General features: G+C 65.9%; 21 protein-coding genes and 1 tRNA gene. 12 read left to right on the top strand and 10 right to left on the bottom strand.

Annotated features, from left to right (window positions below; all coding sequences use genetic code 11):
* The first annotated feature begins 93 nt into the window (after nucleotides 1-93).
* The 3 genes from JDV75_RS10665 (at nucleotide 94) to JDV75_RS10655 (ending at nucleotide 3,252) form a co-directional block, all read left to right on the top strand.
* Nucleotides 94-957, top strand: a complete 864-nt coding sequence (locus JDV75_RS10665) for an ATP-binding cassette domain-containing protein (RefSeq protein ID WP_232958462.1) — start codon at nucleotides 94-96, stop codon at nucleotides 955-957.
* Entirely contained in the window at nucleotides 954-3,101 is a 2,148-nt protein-coding gene (locus JDV75_RS10660; RefSeq protein WP_198739227.1) for a YhgE/Pip domain-containing protein, read from the top strand. The genes JDV75_RS10665 and JDV75_RS10660 overlap by 4 nt, the downstream gene beginning before the upstream one ends.
* A 77-nt stretch (nucleotides 3,102-3,178) precedes the next feature.
* Nucleotides 3,179-3,252: transfer RNA gene (locus JDV75_RS10655), tRNA-Gly, on the top strand.
* 459 nt (nucleotides 3,253-3,711) lie between these two features.
* On the opposite strand, the gene JDV75_RS10650 is transcribed toward JDV75_RS10655, so the two are convergent.
* Together JDV75_RS10650 and JDV75_RS12405 are read right to left on the bottom strand one after the other, a co-directional pair.
* Entirely contained in the window at nucleotides 3,712-4,356 is a 645-nt protein-coding gene (locus tag JDV75_RS10650) for a hypothetical protein (protein ID WP_198739226.1), read from the bottom strand.
* 10 nt (nucleotides 4,357-4,366) lie between these two features.
* Nucleotides 4,367-5,332 (bottom strand): YcaO-like family protein, encoded by a 966-nt coding sequence (locus tag JDV75_RS12405; RefSeq protein ID WP_418884405.1) that lies wholly within the window; start codon nucleotides 5,330-5,332, stop codon nucleotides 4,367-4,369.
* A 413-nt stretch (nucleotides 5,333-5,745) separates the two neighbouring features.
* On the opposite strand from JDV75_RS12405, the gene JDV75_RS10640 reads away from it, so the two are divergent.
* Nucleotides 5,746-5,895, top strand: coding sequence for a hypothetical protein (locus JDV75_RS10640; protein ID WP_198739225.1), 150 nt, complete (start codon nucleotides 5,746-5,748; stop codon nucleotides 5,893-5,895).
* Nucleotides 5,896-6,142: 247 nt separating this feature from the next.
* Here JDV75_RS10640 and JDV75_RS12400 read toward each other — a convergent pair whose 3' ends face one another.
* Nucleotides 6,143-6,553, bottom strand: a complete 411-nt coding sequence (locus tag JDV75_RS12400) for a DDE-type integrase/transposase/recombinase (RefSeq protein WP_198739224.1) — start codon at nucleotides 6,551-6,553, stop codon at nucleotides 6,143-6,145.
* Between the two features lie 437 nt (nucleotides 6,554-6,990).
* The gene (locus JDV75_RS12395; RefSeq protein WP_418884401.1) at nucleotides 6,991-7,239 is read right to left on the bottom strand and encodes a transposase; all 249 of its coding nucleotides are present in this window, start codon (nucleotides 7,237-7,239) and stop codon (nucleotides 6,991-6,993) included.
* A gap of 423 nt (nucleotides 7,240-7,662) precedes the next feature.
* Between JDV75_RS12395 and JDV75_RS10625 the strand changes: the two genes are divergently transcribed.
* Nucleotides 7,663-8,745 (top strand): DUF3039 domain-containing protein, encoded by a 1,083-nt coding sequence (locus tag JDV75_RS10625; protein ID WP_198739222.1) that lies wholly within the window; start codon nucleotides 7,663-7,665, stop codon nucleotides 8,743-8,745.
* A gap of 888 nt (nucleotides 8,746-9,633) precedes the next feature.
* Here JDV75_RS10625 and JDV75_RS10620 read toward each other — a convergent pair.
* A complete protein-coding gene (locus tag JDV75_RS10620) occupies nucleotides 9,634-10,065 on the bottom strand; it encodes a helix-turn-helix domain-containing protein (RefSeq protein ID WP_198739221.1) in 432 nt (143 codons plus the stop codon).
* 1,024 nt (nucleotides 10,066-11,089) lie between these two features.
* On the opposite strand from JDV75_RS10620, the gene JDV75_RS10615 reads away from it, so the two are divergent.
* On the top strand, nucleotides 11,090-11,356 hold the full coding sequence (locus JDV75_RS10615) for a helix-turn-helix transcriptional regulator (RefSeq protein ID WP_198739220.1): 267 nt from the start codon (nucleotides 11,090-11,092) through the stop codon (nucleotides 11,354-11,356).
* A gap of 7 nt (nucleotides 11,357-11,363) precedes the next feature.
* Here the strand turns inward: JDV75_RS10615 and JDV75_RS10610 are convergent, their stop codons facing one another.
* Entirely contained in the window at nucleotides 11,364-13,010 is a 1,647-nt protein-coding gene (locus JDV75_RS10610) for a VanW family protein (protein ID WP_198739437.1), read from the bottom strand.
* A gap of 169 nt (nucleotides 13,011-13,179) precedes the next feature.
* Nucleotides 13,180-14,412: a glycoside hydrolase family 3 N-terminal domain-containing protein gene (locus JDV75_RS10605; RefSeq protein WP_198739219.1), complete on the bottom strand. Its 1,233-nt coding sequence runs from the start codon at nucleotides 14,410-14,412 to the stop codon at nucleotides 13,180-13,182.
* Between the two features lie 184 nt (nucleotides 14,413-14,596).
* On the opposite strand from JDV75_RS10605, the gene JDV75_RS10600 reads away from it, so the two are divergent.
* The 3 genes from JDV75_RS10600 to JDV75_RS10590 all read left to right on the top strand — a co-directional run bounded on the left by JDV75_RS10600 (nucleotide 14,597) and on the right by JDV75_RS10590 (nucleotide 18,575).
* Nucleotides 14,597-15,082: a universal stress protein gene (locus JDV75_RS10600; protein WP_198739218.1), complete on the top strand. Its 486-nt coding sequence runs from the start codon at nucleotides 14,597-14,599 to the stop codon at nucleotides 15,080-15,082.
* Nucleotides 15,083-15,152: 70 nt separating this feature from the next.
* Nucleotides 15,153-15,350, top strand: coding sequence for a DUF2613 domain-containing protein (locus tag JDV75_RS10595; RefSeq protein ID WP_198739217.1), 198 nt, complete (start codon nucleotides 15,153-15,155; stop codon nucleotides 15,348-15,350).
* 3 nt (nucleotides 15,351-15,353) lie between these two features.
* On the top strand, nucleotides 15,354-18,575 hold the full coding sequence (locus JDV75_RS10590) for an alpha-(1->3)-arabinofuranosyltransferase domain-containing protein (RefSeq protein ID WP_198739216.1): 3,222 nt from the start codon (nucleotides 15,354-15,356) through the stop codon (nucleotides 18,573-18,575).
* 25 nt (nucleotides 18,576-18,600) lie between these two features.
* Here the strand turns inward: JDV75_RS10590 and JDV75_RS10585 are convergent, their stop codons facing one another.
* A complete protein-coding gene (locus JDV75_RS10585) occupies nucleotides 18,601-18,927 on the bottom strand; it encodes a hypothetical protein (protein ID WP_198739215.1) in 327 nt (108 codons plus the stop codon).
* A gap of 496 nt (nucleotides 18,928-19,423) precedes the next feature.
* Entirely contained in the window at nucleotides 19,424-20,578 is a 1,155-nt protein-coding gene (locus JDV75_RS10580; RefSeq protein WP_198739214.1) for an acyltransferase family protein, read from the bottom strand.
* A 73-nt stretch (nucleotides 20,579-20,651) separates the two neighbouring features.
* Here JDV75_RS10580 and pgfA point away from each other — a divergent pair, with 73 nt between their 5' ends.
* Nucleotides 20,652-21,842 carry a cell envelope lipid trafficking protein PgfA gene (gene pgfA, locus JDV75_RS10575; protein ID WP_198739213.1) on the top strand — a complete coding sequence of 397 codons (1,191 nt, stop codon included), beginning with the start codon at nucleotides 20,652-20,654 and terminating at the stop codon, nucleotides 21,840-21,842.
* A 10-nt stretch (nucleotides 21,843-21,852) separates the two neighbouring features.
* The gene (locus JDV75_RS10570) at nucleotides 21,853-23,349 is read left to right on the top strand and encodes an MmpA family trehalose lipid delivery protein (protein ID WP_198739212.1); all 1,497 of its coding nucleotides are present in this window, start codon (nucleotides 21,853-21,855) and stop codon (nucleotides 23,347-23,349) included.
* Here the strand turns inward: JDV75_RS10570 and JDV75_RS10565 are convergent.
* Nucleotides 23,297-24,412 (bottom strand): glycosyltransferase family 4 protein, encoded by a 1,116-nt coding sequence (locus tag JDV75_RS10565; RefSeq protein ID WP_198739211.1) that lies wholly within the window; start codon nucleotides 24,410-24,412, stop codon nucleotides 23,297-23,299. The genes JDV75_RS10570 and JDV75_RS10565 overlap by 53 nt on opposite strands.
* An 84-nt stretch (nucleotides 24,413-24,496) precedes the next feature.
* On the opposite strand from JDV75_RS10565, the gene JDV75_RS10560 reads away from it, so the two are divergent.
* Entirely contained in the window at nucleotides 24,497-25,234 is a 738-nt protein-coding gene (locus JDV75_RS10560; protein ID WP_418884404.1) for a class I SAM-dependent methyltransferase, read from the top strand.
* Nucleotides 25,235-25,410: the final 176 nt, after the last annotated feature.

Here is a 25,410-nt window from a genome sequence, read left to right as displayed (position 1 = left end):
AAAAAGACCCTAAGTGGAAGTTCACCCTCCGGTTGTACTACTGTAGCGTCAGTTCCATTCACGTCACCCCCTTCTGCCCCATCGGGAGCGCACATGTCCTCCGAAATCCCCGAAACCTCCGAACCTCATCCCCACCGGAACGACGATGAGTCGACCGGAAAGGCCACGACGTCATCACGCACCGTCGGACAACGCGCCACACCCGAGGGCGGCGAACCCCACCCCGCGGTCATCGCACACGACATCTCCGTCCGCGGCGAGGAGGGCCCCGTCTACGGTCCCCTCGATGTGGAGATCCCCGGTACCGGCCTAACCGTGCTCTCCGGCAGGGGCGGCGGCGGGCGCACCGCCCTGGCCCTGACGATCTCCGGACGGATGAAACCCCGCACCGGCACCCTCGAGGTACTCGGGGAGACGAAGCCTTCGGTGATCCGCAAACGCGTCGCCATCGCCGGAGTCGACGACATCGACCTGCTCGACCGCGACGTCCGCATCCGCGTGATCCTGACCGAGCACCGTGCGTGGTCCACACCGTGGATCATGTGGGCGCCGCGGGCCGACCAGGACTACTACGAATCGGTCTGCCGACCCGTGTTCGGCGAGCGCGATCTCCCTCCCCTCGACGCCTACGTCTCCCAGATCTCCGGCCTCGACCGGCTGCTCATCCGGATCGCGCTGGCCCTGCGGCCCGCGAACGGTGCGGAGATCGGCATGCTCGTCATGGACGACCTCGAGCAGGTCCACGAGTTCGACGACCGGCTGATCCTCGTGACCGTGCTGAGCCGGCTCGCGGAGGACATCCCCGTCGTCGTCAACGCCGTCAACCGGCTCCCCGACGATTTCCTGCCGGACTACACACTGATCGAACTGTTCACGGATGCGTCGCATCTCCAACCCAGTCACGCCGGTTCCGACCTGGACCGCATCCATCGCATCGCCAAGGAGGCGGAACTATGATCGCCGGATTCACGCTCGGCACGGAACTGCGTCGGTTCCTCCGCTCCAAACTCGGGCGCATCGCCATGGTCGTCCTCATGCTCATGCCGCTGATGTACTCGGCGCTGTACCTGTGGGCATTCTGGAATCCCTTCGGCCACGTCGACAAGATGCCTGTGGCCTTCGTCAACAGCGACCTCGGCACCGAAGTCGACGGCGAGAAGATCAACGCCGGAAACCAGATCGTCGACCAGCTGAAGAAGGAGGACCGGGTCCACTTCGACTTCGTCTCCGAGCAGGAGGCCGAGGAGGGCGTGCGGGACGGCAGGTACTACTTCTCCGTCCAGCTGACCCCGGACTTCTCCGAGGCGGTGGCCTCCCCCACCACCGGCGACGCCCGCAAGGCCGTCATCCAGACGACCTACAACGACTCCAACGGCTACCTCTCCACACTCATCGGCGAGAACGTCCTGCGCACCATGCTGCCCGCGATCTCCAACCGGATCGGCGAGGAAGCGGTGGACAAGGTCCTCATCGGCATCCAGTCCGCCGGCGCCGGCCTGGAGAAGGCCGCGGACGGTGCCACACAACTGCATGACGGCGCGGAGAGGCTCAACGACGGCGCGGTCCAGCTGAACGAGGGCGCGGTGAAGCTCGACGGCGGACTGGACTCCGCGCTGGCGGCGACGACAAAACTCAGCACGGGCGCCGCGAAGGTGGACGCGAACGTCGTCAGGCTCGGCGCGGGCGCGGACAAACTCGCCGCAGGAACCCAGCAGCTCAACGACCAGGTCGAGGGCGCGACCACCAAGCTCACCGCCCTCACCAGGGGCGTGGATCAGCTCGGCGGTGGCGTCGACCAGCTCGCCGACGGCGCGGTCCGCATCGACGCCGGGGTGCAACAGCTCAACGCGTCACTGTCCCAGGTGACCGACATCCAGACCACCACGTCGGCGAACATCCGGCAGCTCGCCGACCAGCTCCGCCCGATCCCCAACCCCGACGTGCAGAACGTCGTCCGCCAACTCGATCAGGTCGCCTTCGACATCGACCACAACGCACTCGGCCAGAACGCCCCTGCGACCGCTCAGCTCAACGAGCTCGCGAACGGCACGAGCCAGCTCGCCTACCAGCTCTCCGACCCGCAGGCCCCGTTCCGCTCCGGTTTCAACCAGCTCAGCGAGGGCACGTCCGTCCTCCCCGGCAAGCTCGGGGAACTGCAGAACGGCGTCACCCAGCTCAACGACGGTATGCAACTGCTGGACACCGGCCTGAACAAGCTGCACGAGGACGGCACCTCCCGCCTGGTCACCGGCACCGGGGAACTCCAGAACGGCCTGCAGAAACTCGATGACGGCGCCGGTCGCCTCGTCGACGGCACCACCAGGTTGGTCGACGGCAGCAACCGGCTCAGTGACGGCTCGGACGAACTGGCGACGAAGCTGACCGAGGGCTCCCGGGCTGTGCCGAAGTGGGACACCGAACAACGCAGGGGGGTCGCCAGTGTCCTCGGTGGACCGGTCAGCCTGAGGACGACCAACGATGTGGGTTCCCACACGTTCGGCGCGGGCCTCGCCCCGTTCTTCTTCTCGCTGGCGATGTTCATCGGTGGCCTGATCATCTTCATGATCATGCGACCGCTGCAGAACCGGGCAGTCGCCAGCGGCGTCGCACCGCTGCGCGCCGCCCTCGACGGATTCCTCCCGGCATCCCTGATAGCGATCGGTCAGGCCACCGCCATCTTCCTGGTCACCCGCTACGGAGTCGGACTGGAACCGATCTACCCGATCGGTCTGCTCGTCTTCTGCGTCCTCGTGTCACTGATGTTCACCGCAGTGAACCAGCTACTCAACGCCGCGCTCGGCCCCGGGGCGGGAAAGGTCGTCGCGATGGCGCTGCTCATGCTGCAGCTACTCGCCTCGGGTGGCCTGTACCCGGTGGAGACCGAGCCCGCACTGTTCCAGTGGCTGCACCCGATAAACCCGATGACCTACTCGGTCAACGGTTTCCGGCAGCTGATGTACGGCCACGTCGACAACCGCCTGCCGCAGGCCGTCGCGGCGGTGATCTTCGTGTTCCTGCTCAGCATGGCGCTGACCGCGGTGGTGGCGCGCCGCGACCGGCGGTGGACGATGAAACGCCTGCACCCGCCGATCAAGATCTGACCGCTGGCGACCATGTTCACGTCCCGTTCAGACCGTGTTATCATGGTCCGGTAGTTACGCGAGAGCGTGACACCGATGCCGATGTAGTTCAATGGTAGAACTCCTGCTTCCCAAGCAGGTGGCGCGGGTTCGATTCCCGTCATCGGCTCCATTTAAACGCCCATTCTGATACGAAGCCCGGCCAGGTCGGTCCGCGGATCGAAATGGGCGTTTTCTGTCAGTCCGGGTTTCCGGCTGTCGGGCGGCGAGTTTGGCGGTGCGGTTGGGTGTGTGACCGACGACCGCGGACAGGCGATGTGCGGGGATTCGATGCCGTTTGCGGCCCCCGCTGAGGGAGAGCGTCAAGGCGTATCGGCGCCCGTCGGAAGGTTTGGGGCGGGCGTCAGATTGTCCGGTGGTGATTGACCTACGCCGCTAACCAAAGAGGCCATGTCAGTCATGGCCGTAAACATGCCCACCGGAACGGTGACACCGGACGATCACCACCGTCATTCTTCCCGCGCGGCGGCGGAAAAAGGGCGGTACGGGCGCGGTCCTCACCCCAGCGCGACAAGCGACGGTAACGCCGCCGGGCTCCTCCGAACGGGGCACGGGCGGGCGGGAGAACCGGTTACGCGGGCACGTCGGCGGCGTCGCCCGACTGCGCCGCGGCACCGATCTTTCTCGCGACGGACAGGAGTGTCAGGGCGTAGCCCGCGCAGCACCCCGACAGCATTCCCCCGGCGATCGCCCACTCGTTGAAGAAGTCCGTCGTTCCCGCGCTCCACGCGAGCACGGTGGCGGCGAGGGAGACCGGGACGACGAACCAGTCGATGGCCCTGCGGTATGCGATGAGCATGGAAATGAAGTGGAGGGACACCGAGGTGAGCACGAGGGGTAGAAACAGCCACCACAGATCGAAAAACCCCAGTATGTAGGCGACGGTGATGGCGATTCCCTCGAGAGCCGAGGTGATATTGACGAATCTCGTGGCGGCCCGCGAAGGAACGGCCTGCCCCGGCCAGCGGCGGGAAAGCAGCCGGGCGACGAGGGCGATACCGACGGCCACGCCGAGACCGGCCGCCGTGACCTGCCACGAACGGGCGAAGAAAGTGAATGCCGCGTAGAAGACCGTCAGCGCCCCGAGGAACAGGGTGACTGACATCAGTGTCCGGCGGGCCTTGCGGGGGTCTGTGCCACTCACCTGCTCGTCCCACGTACCGCTCGCCGTTTCCGCCTTCGCGTTCCCCACTGTCGCCTCCTTCGTGTTACCCACCTATTCCTCCTTACCGGAACGGGTGCAGATCGGTGCGGTATCGGCCCGTTCCCCGGCCGCGAACCGGACCAGCCGGTCCGTCGGAGGGCTCTCCGGCAGTCCCAGCCGAAATCGACGGGGAGAAGCGTGGGTCCCACAACCGTGACGGTTTTGAGGCCGAGACTACCCTCGTAGGGCAAGGTTTGGACGCGAGCGTACCCGCCCGTGTCGTAGCCCAGCCTGTCGAGTCTGTCGGGCAGTTTGCGCAGGAAACTTCCCCGAACGCGGGCCAGTCCATCCGGCCACACCGCGTACCCCCGCACGTAGATCCCTTCCACGCCGAGATTTCCCCCGTGCCCACAGATGCCCCGATAGTTCGGGTTCGTTTCGGGGCAGCACAGCAGGGGTGGTCGTCGATGTCGTGCACGAGCCGAGAATTCTCGGACAGCCGTTTGATCCTGTCGGGATCGCACGTGCACATGGACATCCGGTCGGGGGTGTACGTCCAGGCCACGTTGATCACCACATCCAACGCTTTCAACGGACCCGGATCGCATGCCGTGCCGATCGAGCTGATCGTGTCCGCGTGGACCGGGGCGATCCCCACAGGCACGCCGAACGAACTCGTCAGCGGGCACGCCTCCACCTTCACCCCCGGCAGCTGCGCCCGGACGGGGAGCCGGAGAGCTGGGATACATCGACGGGCGCGGCGGGCCAGCGTGGGTACCACGAGGCGACGTAGGCGTCCCGTCCGATGAGTTCGAGCAGACCGAAAGGCTGCGACCTCGGCTGCGGTGGATCCGGCCGCGCATCCCGATGACGTGGAGAGCACCCACCGGTGGCGATTGACATGACCTCCGTAGTACACGTATTCCCGCGCTATCCACGACGGTTCACCGGTCCGCAGGTCGTAGACCTGAACCCATTCGTGCGGCTCTTCCGGACCGTACCTGAATACCCCGGGTCCGGTAAAACTCCTCGAGGATGGCTGAGAAATCGTTGGAGTGATGACCGGGTTGAGGTTCTTGCGGGGCCCGACATAGACGAAGCCGGAGGACTGGGTGGCACCGAAGCGGCGCTCTACGCCTCCGGGGAACGCGGTCCGACGCTAGGTCCGGTACGACGAGCGCTGCTCCTGCCAGGTCAACAGCCGCACACCCGCGCGGTTGAGTGGTGCCGGTGAGCCAGGACAGGTAGGCGCTCACTGGCCTGTCCAGGTAGCTTCCTTCCCCTCTGCGTCAGTTCGTTCGTCGGGAGCCTCAGGTCCGCTACACGGCGAGCCTGCAAGCCACGCTGGGCGGGTCCGGATCCTCGGCGACCACCGGCCTGGCGCCCTCCACACGCGCGAGGGACGGGCCGGAAAAGGACCGTACTTTCCTCCGGGTAGTCTTTGGCGGTGCCGAGGCTCACGTGCCCGTTCTGGAGGCCTCCATCGGATCCCGCTCGTCCGCGTACTGCGCCGCCGCGGCGAGGGCCTCCAGGATCCGGCCCCGGTTCGGGTACGAGCAGCTTGGTGCCGCGGTGGGCTGCGTCGAACAGGCCGATCGGTTGGGGAGCTAGCCAACCGGTCCCGCATGGCCTCGAGAGAGTCGGGAACCATGGATTACTTCCAGGTGAAGGCAGGTCTGCTGCAGGTTTAGGTGACGGTTCCATGCAGCCTGGAAGGCTGCTTTACTGTTGATTGTCCCATACTCGATCGGTGTGACCCGGTCAAAGCGTTTTTGTCGACCGCGCCGGTGGTGGCGGTGTTCGATCCAGGCGATGATCGCAATGGTCAGCTCCTCGTGTCTGGCCCATGTCCTGGCGCTCAGGACACTTGGCGTTGCAGCAGCGAGAACAACGACTCCATCGCTGCGTCATCACCCGCAGTGGCTCTACCCAATGAACCTTTCAGACCGGGACGGACAAGCAGCCGACGGTATCTACGAGACCTAAACCGCGACCCACGATCAGAATGGACAATGCAACCGGTAACGCTTCGCCTGTTGATCTGACGGGGAGCAACGGCTGTATTTGGAGTGGTGACAGCCAGCCTGGAGCTCATAGGAGGCGCGGCCGAGTAGCCGACGATCCGGTTCGACAACGTGGCCTTGGCAGCGCAAAAGTACAGTTTCCCTTCCCGGGTGGGGTGTTCGGTGATATCGGTGACCCACACCTGGTTCACCCCGCGAGCAGCACCGATGAAATCGGTGGCGAGTCCCGCCGTGATCGTCAACATGAGCACCGAGATCACCATGGACCGCCGGGCCGGGACGCTTCGCGTTCTTCCCCCGCTTCCTGCCACAGGAAGACCACACAGCTGATGAGCCGAACACAACCGCCAGGCAGTGCGCTCACACATCACTACCCCAGCTGCTTCAGCCTCATCACGCAGATACCGGTAGGACCTTGCGGGTCGTCTGCGTCAGCTGCACGCACAGCTGCCACACGGCCCTGCACGCACCCTGTCAGATGCGGTGACCGGGCCGAGCCAACCACCGGTAATACCGGGCCCGGCACAGCTTTCAACACCCGACACGTCAACGTCACAGGACGCCAGCTGTTTCACGAGCGGGAAGTACCTTCTTCCCGGTGGATTTGCCTGCGACAATTACGCTGCCGCCCGCCGCAACACCCCGTTTTCTTGCTCCAGCAGCCGGTTCCGACGCCGCAAAATCACGTAATTCCTGTGACTCTGAGCGGCACACACCCTTTCTGTTCCCCGGACTCCATGCGTTCTTGACGCAGCCACTTATCCAACGTGCCTACACGAATCCCGAAATCCGTGGCCACCTGAACCAACGTCACACCCGGATCACGCGCCAAAGCAACACGCACCACGTCATCGCGGAATTCTTTCGGATATCGCTTAGGCGCAACAGCTCCCTTCCAGCCAGCACCGAGACGAGCCAAACCAGTTGTCACCTATTCGCACAGCAGACCCATCAGTATCGTGCCCACGCCATCCACGCGAGACCCGGACCGGATAGAAAATGCATACTCATACGCACGTTATCTTTCCGACATGAGCGTTCTTTCAATTCATTATCCATAAGACCACGGATTCATTACATTCAGTTGATTCGAAGCGTAGTTTCTACAGCCCGCGTGCCATTTTGGTTTCTTCTTCGACATTAGACATTCTTATCATTCCGATTCAGGAATTTCCCATACGGGGAATCAGCCTGAAGGGGCTCACCGAGCTTTACGCGGAAACTACAGTTCCATGCGTTTCCGAAAAACCAGACCATCTGCACCTGCCCGCACAGGTAAACAGGTAATACCATCAGCAGAAATTTTACCCGGCAAAGCGGAGGGAACCGTATCGGATTGGTAGAATTACCGACTATGAAACAAGTGAGACCCACACTCCGGGTGCTCAGGCAGCTGCCTCGGGATTCTTTCCCCGACCCGTCCGTGTCGGACCGAGTATCACAGCTGCCCACAGCGTCGAAGGAGGCTCGTGAGCAGATCCTGTCCGGACTAAAGCTCTACCCTCTGAGACACCCGTTACTCGACAACGCCCGCTCTTACTTCGACAGGGGTGACCTCCCCGATCTCCACCGGGAGGCGACTCAGGCACGAAGTTCAAAAGGCGGAAAGACCTTACCCGTATACGAGGTGCGCAGCCACTCGGGCGCGGCCTGGCGGGGTGGTGTGATACGCGACGACGAAGGTGACCCATGGTTGGCGCACGCCAATACGCACGATAGATTCCACGCCTCAGCCAAGGATGTATTCTCCGACAAAATTCATTACGCACCCAGCAAAATCGACTACCTCATCAGGAAGAACGAGGAAGCGGCCGCTAAACGGGATGCAGAGAATGTCGAATGCCTGATGGCAATGGCTAGTGAGCTCAAAAAAGCTGTACTAATCATGCCCAACCGACACAGTGCCACGATCACGCTCCCAAATAGCACCCCTTTCGAGATCGCATTCGAAATACGGACCGACCATGGCGCAAAGGAAACAGCTTCGGCACACAGAGAGCTCGCCGAGATCGAGCTCACAATGGAGATCGGTACCAGTGACTACGAGCTACGGAGCCGATTGCTGAGACTGTATATCCCATACCTGCAACCGGATCCGGACCGTAGGGAGGCAGTCTACGATCAAAACTACTCGAAGATCCACTTTATTCTTGTCCTGACCCAGGCACAGCTAGCCCAAGCTCTAATAGAGTCAGAGACTAGCGATGAACCGATACCGGCGACCATCCCGGAGCCGAAAGAACAGCACTACTTCGAACAGCGCAAACTCGCCGAAGCATTCATTCTCGGAGAACCGCTCCGCTCCCTGTGCGGCCATTGGATCGTGCCGACCAAGGAGGGAGAGCTTATCCAAGATCTCCCGGTGTGCGAGAGATGTGAGTCCATCGAGCCCAATGTCCAGTCGCTTCTGGACATCGTCAGGAAACTTGAATCCTAGAGATACATACCGATTGGGTTGCGATAGGCATAGGCATGCGGAGGAAGACCTTGGTCTGTAACTAAACAGGATCAGCCACATCGACGAGTACCCTGAAAAAGGGTGGTACGCCGAAGAATTGTCGGGAAAGAACAAGGGGTCATCGGGCTGTCCATGCAGGCCGGCGTGGCACACCGAGCGCCGACATGCCGGCTACCTTGACCCATGACGCCGGCGGTGGTCTCAATGTATCGTCCATCGTCTGGGTGACAGTCCACGAGCTACGGTGCGCCAAACTCCAGCGCATCGGGCGATCCTTCAACTGGTGTGCACCAATCAAGCCGACGGTTCACGGTCCGCAAGTTGCCGGTGGCGTAGTAAATGGGTTCTGCTCGCGGGACCACGATCGACGCTGATATCAAATCTCGGTCGGATTCCGAACAGCAGGTGACAGTGGCACATCCGTGTTCGGCGCATCCTGGACCGTACCGGGAAACACGGTAGCTGCGGACGTCCAGCCAAGATGCCTCCATTCCTGGCGGACGAGAGAATCCGGATCCGGGGCCGGAATCATGTGCACACATGGCTCGTTACCCCTCTCGGAGTATCTTCCCGGGTCGACTATCAACAACGGTCCTGTCGACAGCCGCACGATCATCGCGCCGACATCAACGATACGGTGACCCATCGTTTCACCCGGTCACAGCACTCACGAGGCCAACCATGAAGTTAAACCGTTGATCAATTCTCTGGGAACCGGGTGGGTTCACGCGCACATCCACAAGAGTGAAGATGCCGGGAAAGCGACCCACGTGCACTTCATGACGACAGGGGTTTCCTCGAGCCGAAACCACTACCGGGGACCCTGACTCCACTGATTCATATTTGCAATTTCAGCAGGGAGTACAGCTAGAGATTGTCGAGTTCCGCCATATCTTCATCGGTGAGCGAAATCTGCCGCGAGGGGCACAGATCCGTAGCCAGAGCCTTCGCGACATCTTTGGAGGCCTGTTCGCGACGCATCTTGAAGTCCATGAGATCCTCGTAGGAAATACGCTGATGTGTGCCGACGCGACGGCACTTCAGCACCCCATTGCGGATGAACTTCAGCAGATGAGGTCGACTCATGCCAAGCACTTTGGCCGCCTGATTGGGCGAAAACTCGGAGTCCTGCGCGAAAGCGGTGACCACCGCGCCACGATGGTTTGCGTCGATGACTGACTGCAGAAAGCCACGCAGCTCGGAGTCAAGGGGTAGGTTGTTCAGGAGGTCGACCACTGCGTCAACCTCAGACTGTGCGACCTTGGTGGGATCGACGTGGATGGGTGCTTTGGTAGCCATACTCTCTCCTTCTCTGTAATAACTGTAACAGAGATCGACGGCGTAGAGAAACCCCTGAGATCAAAGATCCACAACGGCCCCTCCACAGGCACGGCTTTACAGCTACCACCTTCGGCGAACAGTGTCGAGACCGCTCGGGACAGTCCGCGGAGACCGACACAGCGCTGGGTCCGAGAACAGTGATCACGGGCCATGCCAGGGATCGGCACCAGCCAGCTCCCCCACACGACCGGGAACGCCGGTTGCTCGACACGTACCGGGCCATACCGCCGACACGTGCCCGCGGAAGGTAAGACATCCTGCAGCTCAACGACGGTTGGCAAGGATCAACACGCCGCCCGCCAACCGCCCCAGCAGGTGGCAGAACGCTCAAACACCCCACATCACCGCCGACTCGATGAACTATCGGTGGCAACAGCGGAAAAGACCGGCACCGCCACGCCCGAGGAGGCGTTGCGACGGAACTCCCACAACGACGACATCATTAAGCTGTAACTGACCGAAGCCACTTGAGCATCCCGCCGATGAAGTGCAGGCGCCAGCTCCACACGGTCAACACGCCCCGTTCCGCACGGACCGTCAAACACCCGACGAGCCCACCGATGGCGCTGTGAGCAGTGGTCGACAATGTCAACATATGGAGATCCGGGCCCGATCCCGGCACGCCCAGATTTTGCGGAGCAGGCCCATAGACGAACCGCCACTTCACAGGACGCCGGACATCGGCCCGTTTCCACCCCGGAAATGGGCAAGACACGGACAGGACCGGTCGCTACCGCCATACTGCGGCACCGCACCACGTTTCCGGAACGCGGCGGATCCGGAACACCCGCATCCATCGCACACAGACCGGGTGTCAGATACCGGGAACAGAACGCAACCCCATACAGTCACCCCCATTTGGGGGGCGTTGAGCCCATGCAACTATCCCTATTTGCATCTGTTTCCAGCGGGACAGCTGAAACTTGACAATTAATCACAATTGCAGCCAAAAACTGTTGCGTCATGTGTGATACTCGGTGCTATGTCTAGTCAACCGCGAAGCCGCCCCGCCGCACTGGGCATGGAGATCGCCGCCAAATTGCGCGAAGCACTCGCCAGACGCCAGGTGACCCAGGCCGAACTCGGCAAACGGGTCAGCATCTCCACCAGCCAGATCAGCCTCTATCTCCGAGGCAAGCGGTCGATGTCGCTCGACGAGTTCCACAGCATCTGCGCCGCGCTCGAGCTCTCGGCCGACGAGGTGTTCAGCCAGGCCTTCCTGCTCACCAGCGGCCGGCAGCCCGGCTGACCCGAGATCAGCCGCACCGGATGATCGGCGAGGGATCGTAGACGGTCGTCCGTGTCTGCCGGTCGATCTCGGTACCGTTCAGATCCCGGATGATCCGGGTGTCCGAGGTGGTGAACCCGGGAGCGCCAGACGAGGGGACACAGCTGTCGTCGGTGAGCGTGATCCGAGTCGGCGGAGTCTCGGCCCACCGACCACCCGGCACGGATTCCACCTCGACCGTCTTGACCCCGGTCATCCGCACCGTGATCGAATTGTCCCCGGTACTCGTGTTGATCATGACGGGGTAGGGGGAATTGTTCCGGAACTGCAGGTCGATCAGCCCCTCGAACACGGTCGCCTCCCGACCTGCCGGATACCGTGAGATGTAGTAGCTGTGGGGAGTGTGCGCGACGTCGTCGAAGCCCGCGAAGTACGCCGCGTTGTAGAGCGTCGTCGCGAACTGGCTGATCCCGCCGCCGACCGCCGTGTCGGCGTGCCCGTTCAGGATGATGCCCGATTCCACGAATCCCTGGGCGGTGCCCCGTGGCCCCGTGTAGCCGTTCAGGGAGAACACCTGGCCGGGCGCCACAACCGCACCATCAACCATCTCGGCGACGCGGCGGATGTTCACGCCGGACGCGTAGGAGAACCCGGCCGTGGTGAACTCGCTGACGGTCTCATCGAAAGTGGCCTTCTCCGCGTCGGCAGTGGTGAAACCCGCCGGCTCATCGGTGTAGGCGACGTCGAACTCCTTCGGTTCGGTACCCGTGATGCGGTCCCGGAGTCCGGTGACGAGGGCTTCCCTGTCGACGGCGCGACCGTCGGAGTGCGGTGTCACCGTGCGGGATCCCCCGGTGAAGGTGATCCGGGCGTTCTTCATCGGCACCTCTGTGCCGGCGAGGTTCTCCATCAGGATGTCCCGGGCCGCATCGACGTCGACGTCGGTGCGTAGCGCCGTACCCTCCGGCCGGAAGGTGACCACCTCGCCCATCCGATCGACGGGGATGACACCGTCCACGCCATCGACGCCGTGGGCGATGACGGGACCGGACACCGCCTTCATGGCGGGACCGTCGGCGACCGTGGACACCGCCTTCACACCGATGACGGGATCGACCTGGTTCGCGGCGACGTGGACACCGTCGGGGTTCAGCCAGTCCGCCGCGACCTGTTCCCGGAGTTCCTCCGGTTCGACGTTCTGTCCGGCTGCCGGCTGTGTCACCCGGATCTCGCCGGCGTCGATGGACACTCCGCCCTCCGTCGGTGGGATCGCGAGTTCGGTGGTGAGTCGGTCGATCTCGGGCGTGAGTGCGGCATCATCCACGTCGCTGACGATGCCCACCTCGCGCTCTCCGACGAGGCCACGGATCCGGTCGATCGGGTTGAGGGGCGGCTCCCCCGCCTCCGCGACCGTAGCCCGCCAGTTCGGATGCAGGCCGGCGGCCACGGGATCCAGCGTCGATTCGGCGGCACCGGCGGTCACCGTCACAGGCGCGGCGAGTGAGTCGTCGAGCTCCTCGGCGAGGCGCAGCTCCGCGTCCTGCGGGGTCATTCCCCCGATGGGTACACCGGCCACGGTCACACCGCGCGGGACCTTGCCCTTGCTCAGGAGATAGTCGGCACCGTAGACGGCGATGAGGAGGACGAGGGCACCGAGGACGGCACCGAGGACGATGGCCCCTGTCCGGCGGCCGGAAGATGAATCTGCGGCGGGGGCTGGGGTATCGGGATCAGCGGAATGCACAACGCTCACACTATCCACCAGCTGACGGCACTGCGACCCCAGACAGAGGCCGAGACATCCCCGTTACGTTTCCGTTACGCGGTCGTGATGCACTGTTTTCTCAACCGTCAGAGGGACCGAGGTTCTGCACCTGAACACGGAGCGCTGACGCCTCCAGCTGCTCCACCGGGAACCCCCCGTCGGTGACCGCACGATCGACGGTGTCGACCGCGGCGACCAGATCGTCGGCGGATATCCACAACGCGATATCCGCCCCGGCCCGCAGTGAGGCGAGAACGGCCTGCGGGGCATTCATCCTGTTGCTCACCGCCTTCATTCCGGAGAGGTCGTCGGTGTAGATCACCCCGGTGAATGGTTTCCCGCCCGGATAGTCACCACTGCGCAGCAGCTCGTAGACGGCCGGATTGAGAGTCGCGGGCAGTCCCTCCTCCCCCAGCCCGGGGACGATCATGTGCCCGACCATCACCGCACCCGGCGAGGAATCCAGTACCGGCCCGTAGGGCTTGAGATCCAGTTCCCTGAGCTGTTCGAACTCCGGGGTGAGCACCTGGTCGTAGTGGCTGTCCCCCGTCGCGCGGCCGTGGCCCGGGAAATGCTTGAACACGGGCGTTATCCCCGCCTCCCGGAGTCCGTCCGCGAAGGCGGCGGCGTACCGCGCCGCCCGCTCGGGATCGGGGGAGAAACTCCGGTCCCCGATCACGGCGCCGGCGGGCGCACCGCTGGTGTCCAGAACGGGTGCGAAGTCGACGGTGACCCCCACGCCCGCGAGTTTCGCCCCCAGCTCCGCGGCGAGTGCCCGGACCTGTTCCGGGGTCATGGTCTCCGCCATGGTCCGGGGCGCGGGGAATCGCCCGAAGATGTCGGGCTGGCGCACCACCCGGCCACCCTCCGCGTCAATGCTGACGGCGAACGGTCGACCGACCGCCTCCCGGAGCGTGCCGATGTTCCGGTCCGTTCCGGTGAGCAGCGCGGGGTCGGTCCAGGAACCGATGAAGATCCCCCCGGCCCCCTGCTGGAGCGCGAACAGTGCGTCGTCGTAGTCCCGGACCCCGACCGTCATCAGTGAAGCGACCTTCTCCCGCTGCGTCGCGGGAAGATTGGCCCGGGCCTGGGCCAACGGATCCGGGACCGGGGCCGGGGGCAGCTCAACCACGGGAGGCACGGGCGGACCGTGGAACTCGCCGGTCTCCACGTGGCGGTGCGCGGTAGGTTCCGGGGCCGGCCCGGGGACGACGGTGGCCGCCGTACACGCGGACAGTGCCAGCACGGCACCCCCGACCGCGATCGTGGCCCCGCTGCGGACACAGCGCAGGATCAAGGCTTCGCACAACATCAGCGTGCCCCTCCTTCACCGTGTTTCCGTCCCCACTGTGTGCTCACAGTGTGCCGGAGTCCGACCCGTGACGCGAACCTCACTCCGATCGACAACCGTACCCACCCGACTAGGATTGTGGGCCACGGACCGCGGTGACCCACCCGATCCCACGTACCCACAGCCGACCCGAGGAGCACCAGCCATGCCGGAGTCCGACCCGACCACCATGCTCATCGCCTACGACGGATCAGATGAGGCCCGACGGGCGCTGACCTACGCCGCGGAGCTGCTCTCACCCCGGCACGTGCAGATCATCACCGCGTGGGAACCGATGCAACGGCAGGCCGCCCGCGCAGCGGGTGCACCCGGTGTCTCCGTCGTGGACTGGAACGCGGACGATGACGGCGATCCGGCACACGATGAGGCGTTGGCCATCTGCCGCGAGGGCGCGGAGATCGCGGAATCCCTGGGCCTCATCGCCCACGCGCACCTCGTCGAGTCGACGGGGGCGATCTGGTCGGCCATCGTCGACGCCGCCGAACAGCTCCGCCCCGATGTGATCGTCACCGGCACGCGGGGAAACACCGGCTTCCGTTCGCTGTTGCAGTCCTCGACGGCCGACAACGTTCTGCACCACGCGGGGCTACCGGTATTCATCGTTCCTCCGTTGGAGGAGAAGGACGATTAGCTGGTAGTCTCTGCTTTTGTCTCCGACACATCCCGGCCCACCCCACGAGAGATCACGGCAGTAACCACCCATGGCATTTGAATCAGACTCCGACACGCGGCGCACCCTCGGTCCGGCGGTGGCCAGCGTCGTCGTCGGCGTGATCCTCGGCGGCGTCGCCGTCATCGGTGTGGCGAAGCTCTCCGGACAGGACCAGATCCCGCAGGACCAGATCATCAGCAGCGATGAGGCTCTCCTCGGCGGTGCGGAGTACGGCACCCGCGAGTAACGCGTGCGTACCGCGGCCCGCACTCATCTCCTCGGCTGGTTCCTGCTTGGCGTCCTCGCCTTCCTGCAGTCCCCGGGCCTGACCGTAGCCGACACCAAACACGACCTCGCCGTCGATCCGGCTGCGTTCCTCGCCCGCGCCACCGCAGCCTGGTCGGACATCTTCCCGCTGGGGCAGCTGCAGAACCAGGCCTACGGCTATCTCTTCCCCCAGGGCCTGTTCCACCTGGTGACGGATCCGCTCCCCGACTGGATCGCACAGCGACTCTGGTGGACCGTGGTCCTCGGGGTGGGCTATTCGGGATTCCTCCGGCTCGTCCGGGTGCTCGACGTGGGCAACCCGCCGTTCCGGGTGATCGCAGCTGTCCTCTACGCACTGTCCCCGCGGATGCTGACGACCCTCGGTGCAATCTCCTCCGAGGCCTGGCCGGTCGCACTCGCCCCCTGGATCCTCGTGCCACTGGTCGCCGGGCGTTTGACCGGATCGCGGATCGCGGCTTCGGTCCTCGCGGTGGCCTGTCTGGGAGCCGTCAACGCCACGGCGACCCTCGCGGCGTGCGTCCCCGGCGGGCTCGCCCTCGCCTGGTGTGTGCTGCACCGCCGACCCGGCGTGGTCCGGTTCGGTGTGCTCTGGCTCATCGGCTGCGCCGGGGTTTCGGCGTGGTGGATCGTCCCGTTGCTCGTGCTCGGCCACCACGCTCCCCCCTTCACGGATTTCATCGAGAACGCCTACGTGACCACCCGGTGGCTGAATCCCACGGAGATGCTGCGGGGAACGACGAGTTGGGCCCCGTTCGTCGACACCGAACGGGTGGCCGGAAATCTCCTGGCGACCTCACCGGTGTTCGTCCTGTTCACCGCCGGCGTCACCGGGCTGGGCCTCGTGGGGCTCTGCCACCCCATCCCACGACGCGGTCTCTGGATCGGCATGCTGCTCACGGGGGTGGTGATTCTGGGGGCGGCGCACGGACCGCTCGGCCCCGAGGTCCGTGGGTTCCTCGACGGCCCCGGCGCGGCACTGCGCAACATCCACAAGTTCGATCCGGTTGTCCGGATCCCGCTGCTCGTCGGGTTCGCTGCACTCGGGCGGGCGCTGCCGATGCCGTCGACACGCGCGCAGCTGCTGGATCCGGGCCGCCGACACGCGGCCGCCGTCCTCGTCGCGCTCATCGCACTCGGGGCGTGCGCACCGGCCCTCAGCGGCAGGCTGGCCCCCAGGGGCGGCTGGGATGAGGTGCCCGCCCACTGGCGGGAGACCGCGGACTGGCTGAACGCCCACGCGCGGGACACCCGGACACTGATCCTCCCGTCCACGTCCTTCGCCAGACAGGACTGGGGCTGGACCCGCGACGAACCCCTGCAACCGCTGCTGGATGTCCCGTGGGTCGTGCGGGATGCGGTGCCCCTCGTACCGCCGGAGGCGATCCGTGGTCTCGACGGTGTCGATGCGGTCCTGAATTCCCCGACCGTCGACCCCGCGGACGCGGTCCGCGCCGTCCGCAGACTGGGGGTCGGGATGATCGTGGTCCGCGATGATCTGCCCGGAGCCCCGGCCGGTGACCTGCTGGACCGCCTCCGGGACAGTGGCGCCGCGGTACACGAATTCGGGCCGGTCACCGTATTCGAGGTCGATCCCGGCCTGCACATGACCACGACCACGGATGCACCCATCCGCGTCGCCGGGGGCGGGGAGTCCCTCGCGCTTCTCGACGCCCTCACCGGCCCCGCCGCACGCACCCTCGTCGACGGTGACGCCGAGATCGTCACCGACACCCCGCAGCTGGTCGCCCGCAACTACGGCACGGTGCGGGACGCGGTCTCCGCTCCGCTCGCCGATCCGGCCGAGGGGGCGGACGTGCGCAACCCGGTGGCGGACTACCCCTCGGCCGGACCGTTGACCCGCGTCACCGAGCAGGGCGGTACCGTGCGGGCCTCATCGTCCGCGTCGGACGCCACGAGCTTCGGCGGCGCGGCACCGGGGGCGTCGGTCACGGCCGCCGTCGACGGTGACCCCACCACCGCCTGGTACCCGACCCCGGGCAGACAGGCGGGCGAATGGATCGAGATCACTACCGACCTGCAGGTATCCGAACCTGTACTGCGGATCACCGCCACCGGCGACGATCTGGATGTGACCGTCACCGCCGGCGATGCCGGCGTCGATGCCCGTCTGGTGGCCGACGAGGCCACACGCATCCGCGTGCCCGGGGGCCCGACCGACACCGTCCGGGTGACCCTCGGCAGGTCGCGGGATCGGGCGGGCATCGCCCGGATCGAACTCGACGGATATCCCGTTCACCGGACGGTCACGGTGCCGGACACGTCACCGGGCGTGCGGCAGTTCCTACTTCAGCGGATCACCACCGGCGAGGATGTCCTCGATCGCACGTTCACCGTGCCCCGGGACATGACCGTGCGGCTCGACTCCCCCGACTGCCGGAACCCTCGCCCGGTCAACGAGGATCCCAACCACGGGATCACGCTCGCCGATCAGTCGCAGGAACGCAGTACGCGGATCGATGACGGGTTTGTGTCGTGCGGAACGGTACAGCTCGACGCCGGTGACCACCATCTGCGCACCCGACAGGAATGGGTGCTGCTCACCGATGAGGAATTCACCGGCGGGACCGCGCCGACCGCCGTGGGACGTGATCTCGCACCGTCGGACACCGACCGGCTGCTCGTCACCGGGCGGGCCGCGCTCGACGGTCTCACCGCCACCGTCGGCGGTACAGCGGTGGACGCGGGCGTGATCGACGCCGCGACGCGATCGTTCCGTGTCCCGGCCGGGGTCGGAGGTGCCGTGGAGCTGCACTTCGCCGGTGACACCCCCTACCGGGCGGGGCTCATCAGCGGCGGCGTGGCGTGGCTCTGCGCCGTGGTTCTGTGCGTGCTCGCGGTGCTCCGCGGGCGTACGAGCTCCGCACCGGACGCTGGCGCAGACGCGGATCGGGCCGGCGTGCCACTCATATTCGGGGGCGCGGTCGCCCTGTGGCTGGTCGGTGGTTGGGCCGGGCTCGCCCTCGGGATGGTGACATGGGTGGTGGTGCGGTACACCCTGATCCGACCGTCCGTTCTCGCCGGTGGCGGGATGGCCCTGGCCGGGATGTGGCTCGCCCACGCCCCCTGGCCACAGGGCGGCTACGCCGGTGACGTGCCCTTCGTTGGGCTCGCGGCCCTGGCATCGGTGGCGGCCGTGGTGTCGGCGGCCAAGGAGCACAGCTGAACCACTCTCCGGACCGGAACGCCGTTCATGGGCGCACTGGTGGCGGGGATGGAAATGCACGTCGCGTGAAGTTCGCCGCATCCTGATCGATCGACGCCAGCACATCAATCAGGTTCCCGTACAGCGCAATGTGGTTCATCCCGAAGATCGGTTCAAGGTGAGCCATCCGGTTCCGCAATCCCTTGAGCCGTAGAGTCGCATCGTAGATCTCACCTCTCGTCAGGGCTGTGACATCGACATCGGGGAAGGCCCGATGCAGAACAGGACGCCAGAGATGCTGCGCATTGGACCTGTGCAGCAACCCGACCCAGAGTCCCATCGATGTCGAGGCGACGAAGTCACCGGCCGTCATCTCGCGAGCTGTTTCCGGGCGCCGTCGGCCGAAATCTCTCCGCGCCCGATTCAGCTGCCCGGAGCTGGGACAGCTGAGGGGTGATTCGGGATCCGTCGTTCCACCACCGCTCACCGTATTCTCCGGTGAGCACATCATGGACCGAGTTGCGGAGCGCCACCTCAAAGTAGGAGAACGGACCGAACCACACCGAGCCATCTCGATGTTCCGCACGTACAGATCCGCCGCCTGTGACACATCTCCGGAAGTTGCGCCCACGTAGGTGGACATCAGTGCAGGTCCTGCGGACCTGAAGAGAGATTCCGCATCCGAAGAAGACAAGTTTGGCGTCACATAACGATATCAACGTAGCTACATGCCCGGTACTGGCCAGGCATTGGTGGCCCTCAGCACACGCAAACGCCCCCGGTCAGGCGTTTTATCTTCGCGCCCCCGGGGGCTCACTCGGCCAACTTTAGTCAAAATGAGCATAAGCTGCAGATTTTGATGATGGAGATCACTCATACTGTGGCGTGTTCGAGGACAGCCTGCGGACAACTCCCTTGTTTTCCCGAATCTTCCGCCGCGTCATCGCCCGCGCCGGTTCCTCCACGAGCACGTACAAGGCGGCGGACACCGGGACGGTCACCGCGAGGGTCAGCACCGCGATCAGCGCTGTGTGCCCGGTGAACGGAGAGATGCCCGTGAGCGGGAACATCAGCTCGAGCACCGGCAGGTGCACGAGGAAGATGGAGTAGGACCACCGGCCGAGGGCCTGGAACGCCGGGGTGGTCAGCAACCCATCCCGGGGCGCAAGGGCGTACGGCAGGACGGCAGCTGCGGTGAACACGGTGCCCGCCAGCACGCGGAGCACGAACTCACCCGGCTGCGGGTGCACGAGACCGACGGGTCCGTACCAGGGTTGAGCGGCGATCCACAGCGTGACGACGGCGAGCACCCACCACACCGGCCGGCTGCCCAGGATCCGGAGCACCCGCGGCGTGAGTCGGCCCTCGACCTCCGCGGCGATCATGCCGACCGCGAACCAGCAGGCGAACGCGGGCGGGAGGATCTGTAGGTTGGCCACGCCCGGCGCGGGGGACGCGGCGACGAACGGCAGCCAGGCCCACCCTAGGCTCACCACCGCGACGAGAACGATCACGGGGATACGGGCCCGTCCCGGCAGCGCACCGGCCACCACCGCGAGCAGCGGCAGCGCGGCGTAGAACGCGACCTCGACGCACAGGGACCACAGGTGCGTGAGTCCCGGCGCGAGCCCACCCGGGACGTAGATCTGGGCCATCGTCAGGTTCGCGACCTGCTGGGCACCGGTAATGCGGTAGGCGTCGGGAAGGAGCATCAGCACGGCGGCGACAACCACGAGATAGGCGGGGAAGATTCGCCCCAGGCGGCTGGCCAGGTAGCGGGTCCAGGAGACCTCCCGACCGGCCCGGGGGCCGTAGCGTCGCCAAAGCAGGAACGCCGACAACGTGAAGAAGACCGGGACAAAGAAGTCGAACCGCCCGAGTATCCCGCCGATGAAGCTCGTGGGGGGCAGACCGGTCTGGAAGGCGACGTGGGTCAGCAGAACCCCGATGGAGGCGACGGCACGCAGCCCCTCGAGCGAGGCGTTGAACCGGGTAGTTTCCGGGTACGATCCTTCTGTGCCCATGGCGCGGCCGCCTTTCCGCCCGCGTCACCCGGGCACATGTTCTTGCACAGATCCTAGTTGGAAGGGGGTCGCGATGACCTCGCGGGTCTCCGGTTTCATCGCCCTCACACTCGGCGTGGCGCTCGTCGCCGTCGCCGTTCTCCTACCGTCTTTCCTCCTGCCGCGCCTGAAGGTGATTCCGCTGGATGCGGGCGGCAAGACGGTGACCCGCGAGGTGGACGCCACCCTCCTGGATTCCCGCGCCTTCGGCTCCCGGGAGGTACTCCCCGAGCATGCGGACGACCCGGTGTGCGAAGGTGACGGAGCCCCGGTGTCCTGCTTCATCGGCCACGCGACTCCCGTCTACGGCAACCGCAGTATCAGCGTCGTCGAACCGGCCGACGCCGATGTGGTGACACTGCGGGCGGGCAACGTCCTCATGCGGACCGACCGACCGGAGCCGGACAACATCATCTCCGCGACGGTGGACACGATCACCCTGAACCGGCGCACCGCGCTCCCGGTGGAGGAACCGGTGTCGAGTTTCCACGCGACATCTCCGCGGCTCGGTCTGGACGACATGCGCAACGGATTCACCCGAGAGGGCGTGCAGTACCAGTTCCCCTTCGACTCGGACGCCCGCTCGTACCCCTACTTCGACACGACGGCACAGGAGGTCCAACCCATCGACTTCGTCGACGAGGAGGTCCGCCCCGGCCACGAGGACGTCGAGGTGATGCGCTACAACCAGCAGGTCGGCCCCGTGAACATGTTCACCGCCATCAGTGGGGTGTTCAATCTGGACGGTGAGGTCAGCGAACACGAGAAGGCGTCGCTGAACGCGCTGCGTATGACCACGCCCGCCCGCGACTGGTACACCGCCTCCGAGCTGGAGGAGCGGGGCCTCTCCCCGGACGAGCGGGTGACGATGACCCGCTACTACGCCAACGACCGCACGGTGTGGGTCGAGCCGTCGACGGGCGTGATCGTGCACGGGCGGGAGTACCTCAACTACTTCTTCGCGCGCGATGATGCAGAGGCACAGGCCATGGCGCAGGCCCGTTTCGATGACCCGGACGCAGCCGTGAACCCGAATCGCACGGCACTCGCCATGACGGCGGAGTGGAACGAGGCGACGCAGGAACGCCAGTGGGCGAAAGCCCTCGACGGCCGGTCGAAGCTGAATCTCCTGGGTTCGGTCGGCTGGGGTGTCGGCATCGCCGGGGCGCTGCTGATCCTCCTCGGCGTCTGGCTGCTGCGTCGACGCCCGCAGTCCCGGCCGTAGACTCTGGGGCGTGACCCGCCGTATCGTCCTGACCGCCTGGTCGGTCCTCTGCGTCGGTGTCCTGCTGTGGCCGCTCGCCGGAGCGGGTGCCCTGATCCAGCGGGACATGGTGGTGCTCCCCCACCCGGCGCTGAGCCTGTCGGCCCTGGGCTTCGGCGACCTACCGGCGCGGGGAACCCCACAGGACGGGATACTAGCCCTGGCGGGCCTGATCTTCGACGCCACAGTGCTAGCCCGGGTACTTCTTCTCCTCGCCGGCCTGACCGGTGCCGCGGGGGCCGCGGCGCTTGCGCGGCACGTCACCGGCGACGACAGGCTCGGCCCGCAGCTCGCCGCGGTGACCGTGACCATAGTCAACCCCTTCGTGGTGGAACGCCTGGTGCAGGGACACTGGTCCCTGGTGATCGCCGCATGGCTGCTGTCCGGAATCGCCTGGTCCGGACTCACCGGGAATCTGACGGCGCTGACCGTGGGACTCTGGGCGGCATCGCTGACGCCCACGGGGGCCGTGCTGGGGATCGTGGTGGCAGTCGTGTGCTCATGGCACCGACAGCGGCAGGTGAAGGCCGCCGCCGGGATCGGGCTCCTGGTTGTTCTCCCGTGGCTGGTCCCGGCGCTGCTCGGCGGGGCAGGCACGGGCGCCGGGGGCGCCACCGCGTTCGCTCCCCGGGCGGAGCATCTCGTGGGGACGGCCGGCGCACTGCTCGGGCTGGGGGGAATCTGGAACGGGGCGGCGGTTCCGGCATCCCGGTCAGCGGGGTTTGCGGTGTTCGGGGTTCTGCTCGCGGTACTGCTGGCCACCGGGATACGCAGGTGCCCACGACCACTGCTCGTAGTCGCGGGCATCGGCTTCGGGATCGCGCTGGGGTGGTGGCTCCTGCCCGGCGCGGCCACCTGGTCGCTCACCCACGTGCCCGGCGTCGGGCTGCTGCGGGACGCCCAGAAATACGTCGCTCTGGCCGTTCCCGCGTTCGCCGCGCTGGCCGCCCTCGTCGCGGAGCGCCGGGCGCTCATCGCGGGGGCGGTAGTCCTCCTCGCTGTACTCCAGGTTCCCGATGCCCCCCGCGCGGTGGGAGTCCTGGGACCGGTGCCGGCGGATCCTGCGTGGGCCCGGCTCGCGGAGGCCGCGGATGGCCGTGACGTGCTGATCACCGACGCGGGGACGATCATCACATACCGCGGGAGAACCGTCGTCGACCCGCGGGCGAAAGCCGTCCCCCTGGTGGAACCCGGCGTACTGCGCGTAGACGGCGAACTCACGGACAATCCGAATCCGAGGTGGGTCCGGGGAGTGGAGTCGTGGCGGGCCGGCGACATCGACGCCGTCCACACGGCCGGGATCGGGGTCGTCGTAGACGACGGAGCGGTCCACGATCTCGGCGGGGGTCCGCGCCGGGGCTGGCGCTGGTGGCTGGGGCTCGGGTTGACGGGAGTGTGGCTCGCCGTACCGGTGCTCACCGCGACGCTGCGACGCGCTCCAGCAGCTCGGCGAACTGTCCGCCGGTGAGTTCCCAGGAGAACTCGGTGGCGCGCTTCTCAGCGGCGGCACCGAGCCTGGCGCGCCGGGACGGGTCATCGAGAAGCACCGCGGTCGCACGGATGAGAGCCTCCTCATCGTCGACGAGGATTCCGGTGACGCCGTCGATCACGGAATCGTTGAGGCCCGCAGAGCTGCGGTACCCGAGGGTGGGGACACCGTGCTGCGCCGCCTCGATCACCGCGAGTCCCCAGCCTTCTTTGCGGGACGGCATCAGGTGCAGGATGGCGCGGGCGAGAAGAGCGTGCTTGTGTTCCTCGCTGACCTGGCCGTGCAGGACGACCCGGTCCTCGACACCGAGCGCCAGTGCGTGGTCCCGGAGCTCCTGCTCCCACCACCCGGAACCGATGACATCGAGGACCACGTCGCGCGTCGGCGCGAGCGCGGCGATCACGTCCATCGCGTGTTCGATCTGCTTGTGCGGTACGAGACGCGACAGTGTCACCAGATGTGTCGTACCGGTTTCCGGATATCGGGCGAAGTCCGTCGGCGCGGGATCGACTCCGTTCCGGATGATGCGGATCGCCTCGGCATCGACCCCGAGTTCCACGAGTTCACCCGCTGACGGCTCGGACACCGTGACATAGGGACTCGACCGGTGCACCCGAGGTGCCACGCGACGTTCGAGGAACCAGCCGACCCTGCTGAGTACCGGTCCCGCCACGGGCCACTGCTCCCGGTGACAGTGGTGGGTGAGCAGTACCGTCGGTCTGCCACCGAAGATGTGGGCGAAGAACGGGATGCCGTTCTGGGTGTCCACGATGACGTCGGCACCCCGCAGCGGCCCCAGCCCGATCCGTCCGGCGAGTAGCGCAGACCAGGCACGGGGATAGACGGTGAGCTTTCCGCCGGCGCGGGTGAAGCGTATCCCGTTCCTGACCTGCTTGCGGGGCGCGGCGTCGTGCGCTGCGGTCCGGTAGACGACCTCGTGTCCGTGCCGGACGAGGTACTCCCCGACGCGCTCCAGGTAGCGCTCACTGCCGCCGCCCTGGGGATGGGTGGTGTCGCGCCAGCACAGGAACAGGATCTTCATGACCACGCCAGTCTAACCGGCAGCCACCGATACACTGTCACCGTGCTGTTCTCCTCCTCGTCACGACTCGCCAGGACCCGCCACCTGGCGACTCTCCGCCGGTCGGTCCGTCTCCTCCGGGACTTCCGCTTCGAGCAGACCCGACCGGAAGTGTTCTACGGGCACCTGGCGGAGGACACCGCCCGACTTCTGGAGGCGCTCCACGCCGACTGTACGGGTACGGGTCTCTCCGGGCGTCGCATACTCGACGTCGGGGGCGGCCCCGGTTACTTCTCCCGGGCTTTCGCCGCACGGGACTGTGCCTACGTCACGGTAGAACCGGACGTCGGGGAGATGGCGGCGGCCGGGATCGAGGTCGATGCGGCCGTCCGTGGTTCGGGTACGGCGCTGCCGTTCCGGGACGGGGTCTTCGACCTGACCTACTCGTCCAACGTCGCCGAGCACATTCCGGATCCGTGGGCGATGGGCGACGAGATGCTGCGGGTCACCCGCACCGGCGGACTCTCGGTACTGAGCTACACGGTGTGGCTCGGTCCTTTCGGTGGCCACGAGACGGGTCTGGTCCCGCACTACATCGGTGGTGGATTCGCGCGCGACCGGTACACCAGGCGACACGGCCATCCGCCGAAGAACGTGTTCGGCCGGTCGCTTTTCGACGTCTCGTGTGCCGCCGGTCTGCGGTGGGCGCAGTCCACCGGGGCCGAGATGTGCGGCGTGTTTCCGCGGTATCACCCGAGGTGGGCGTGGTGGATGGTCCGGGTACCGGTGCTGCGGGAGTTCGCGGTGAGCAATCTGGTGATCGTGCTGCGGAAAACGCGGTGACCGCCCCGGCTCTGTCCCGGTGCATCGGTTCGGGGCGTGATCCGCCGGGGTAGGCCCATCCTTCGGGTGGTGTCCGGGATGTTCTCCCTGTGTCTACCTCGGAGTACCGGATCACCGAACTGATGGAGCCGGCCGGGGAGGTATCCTCCCGGGCCGGCTCGATGGCGATCACCTGC

This window comes from Corynebacterium meridianum, assembly GCF_016342265.1.
Lineage (GTDB): Bacteria > Actinomycetota > Actinomycetes > Mycobacteriales > Mycobacteriaceae > Corynebacterium > Corynebacterium meridianum.
This window is presented reverse-complemented; position numbering and strand designations above follow the sequence as displayed.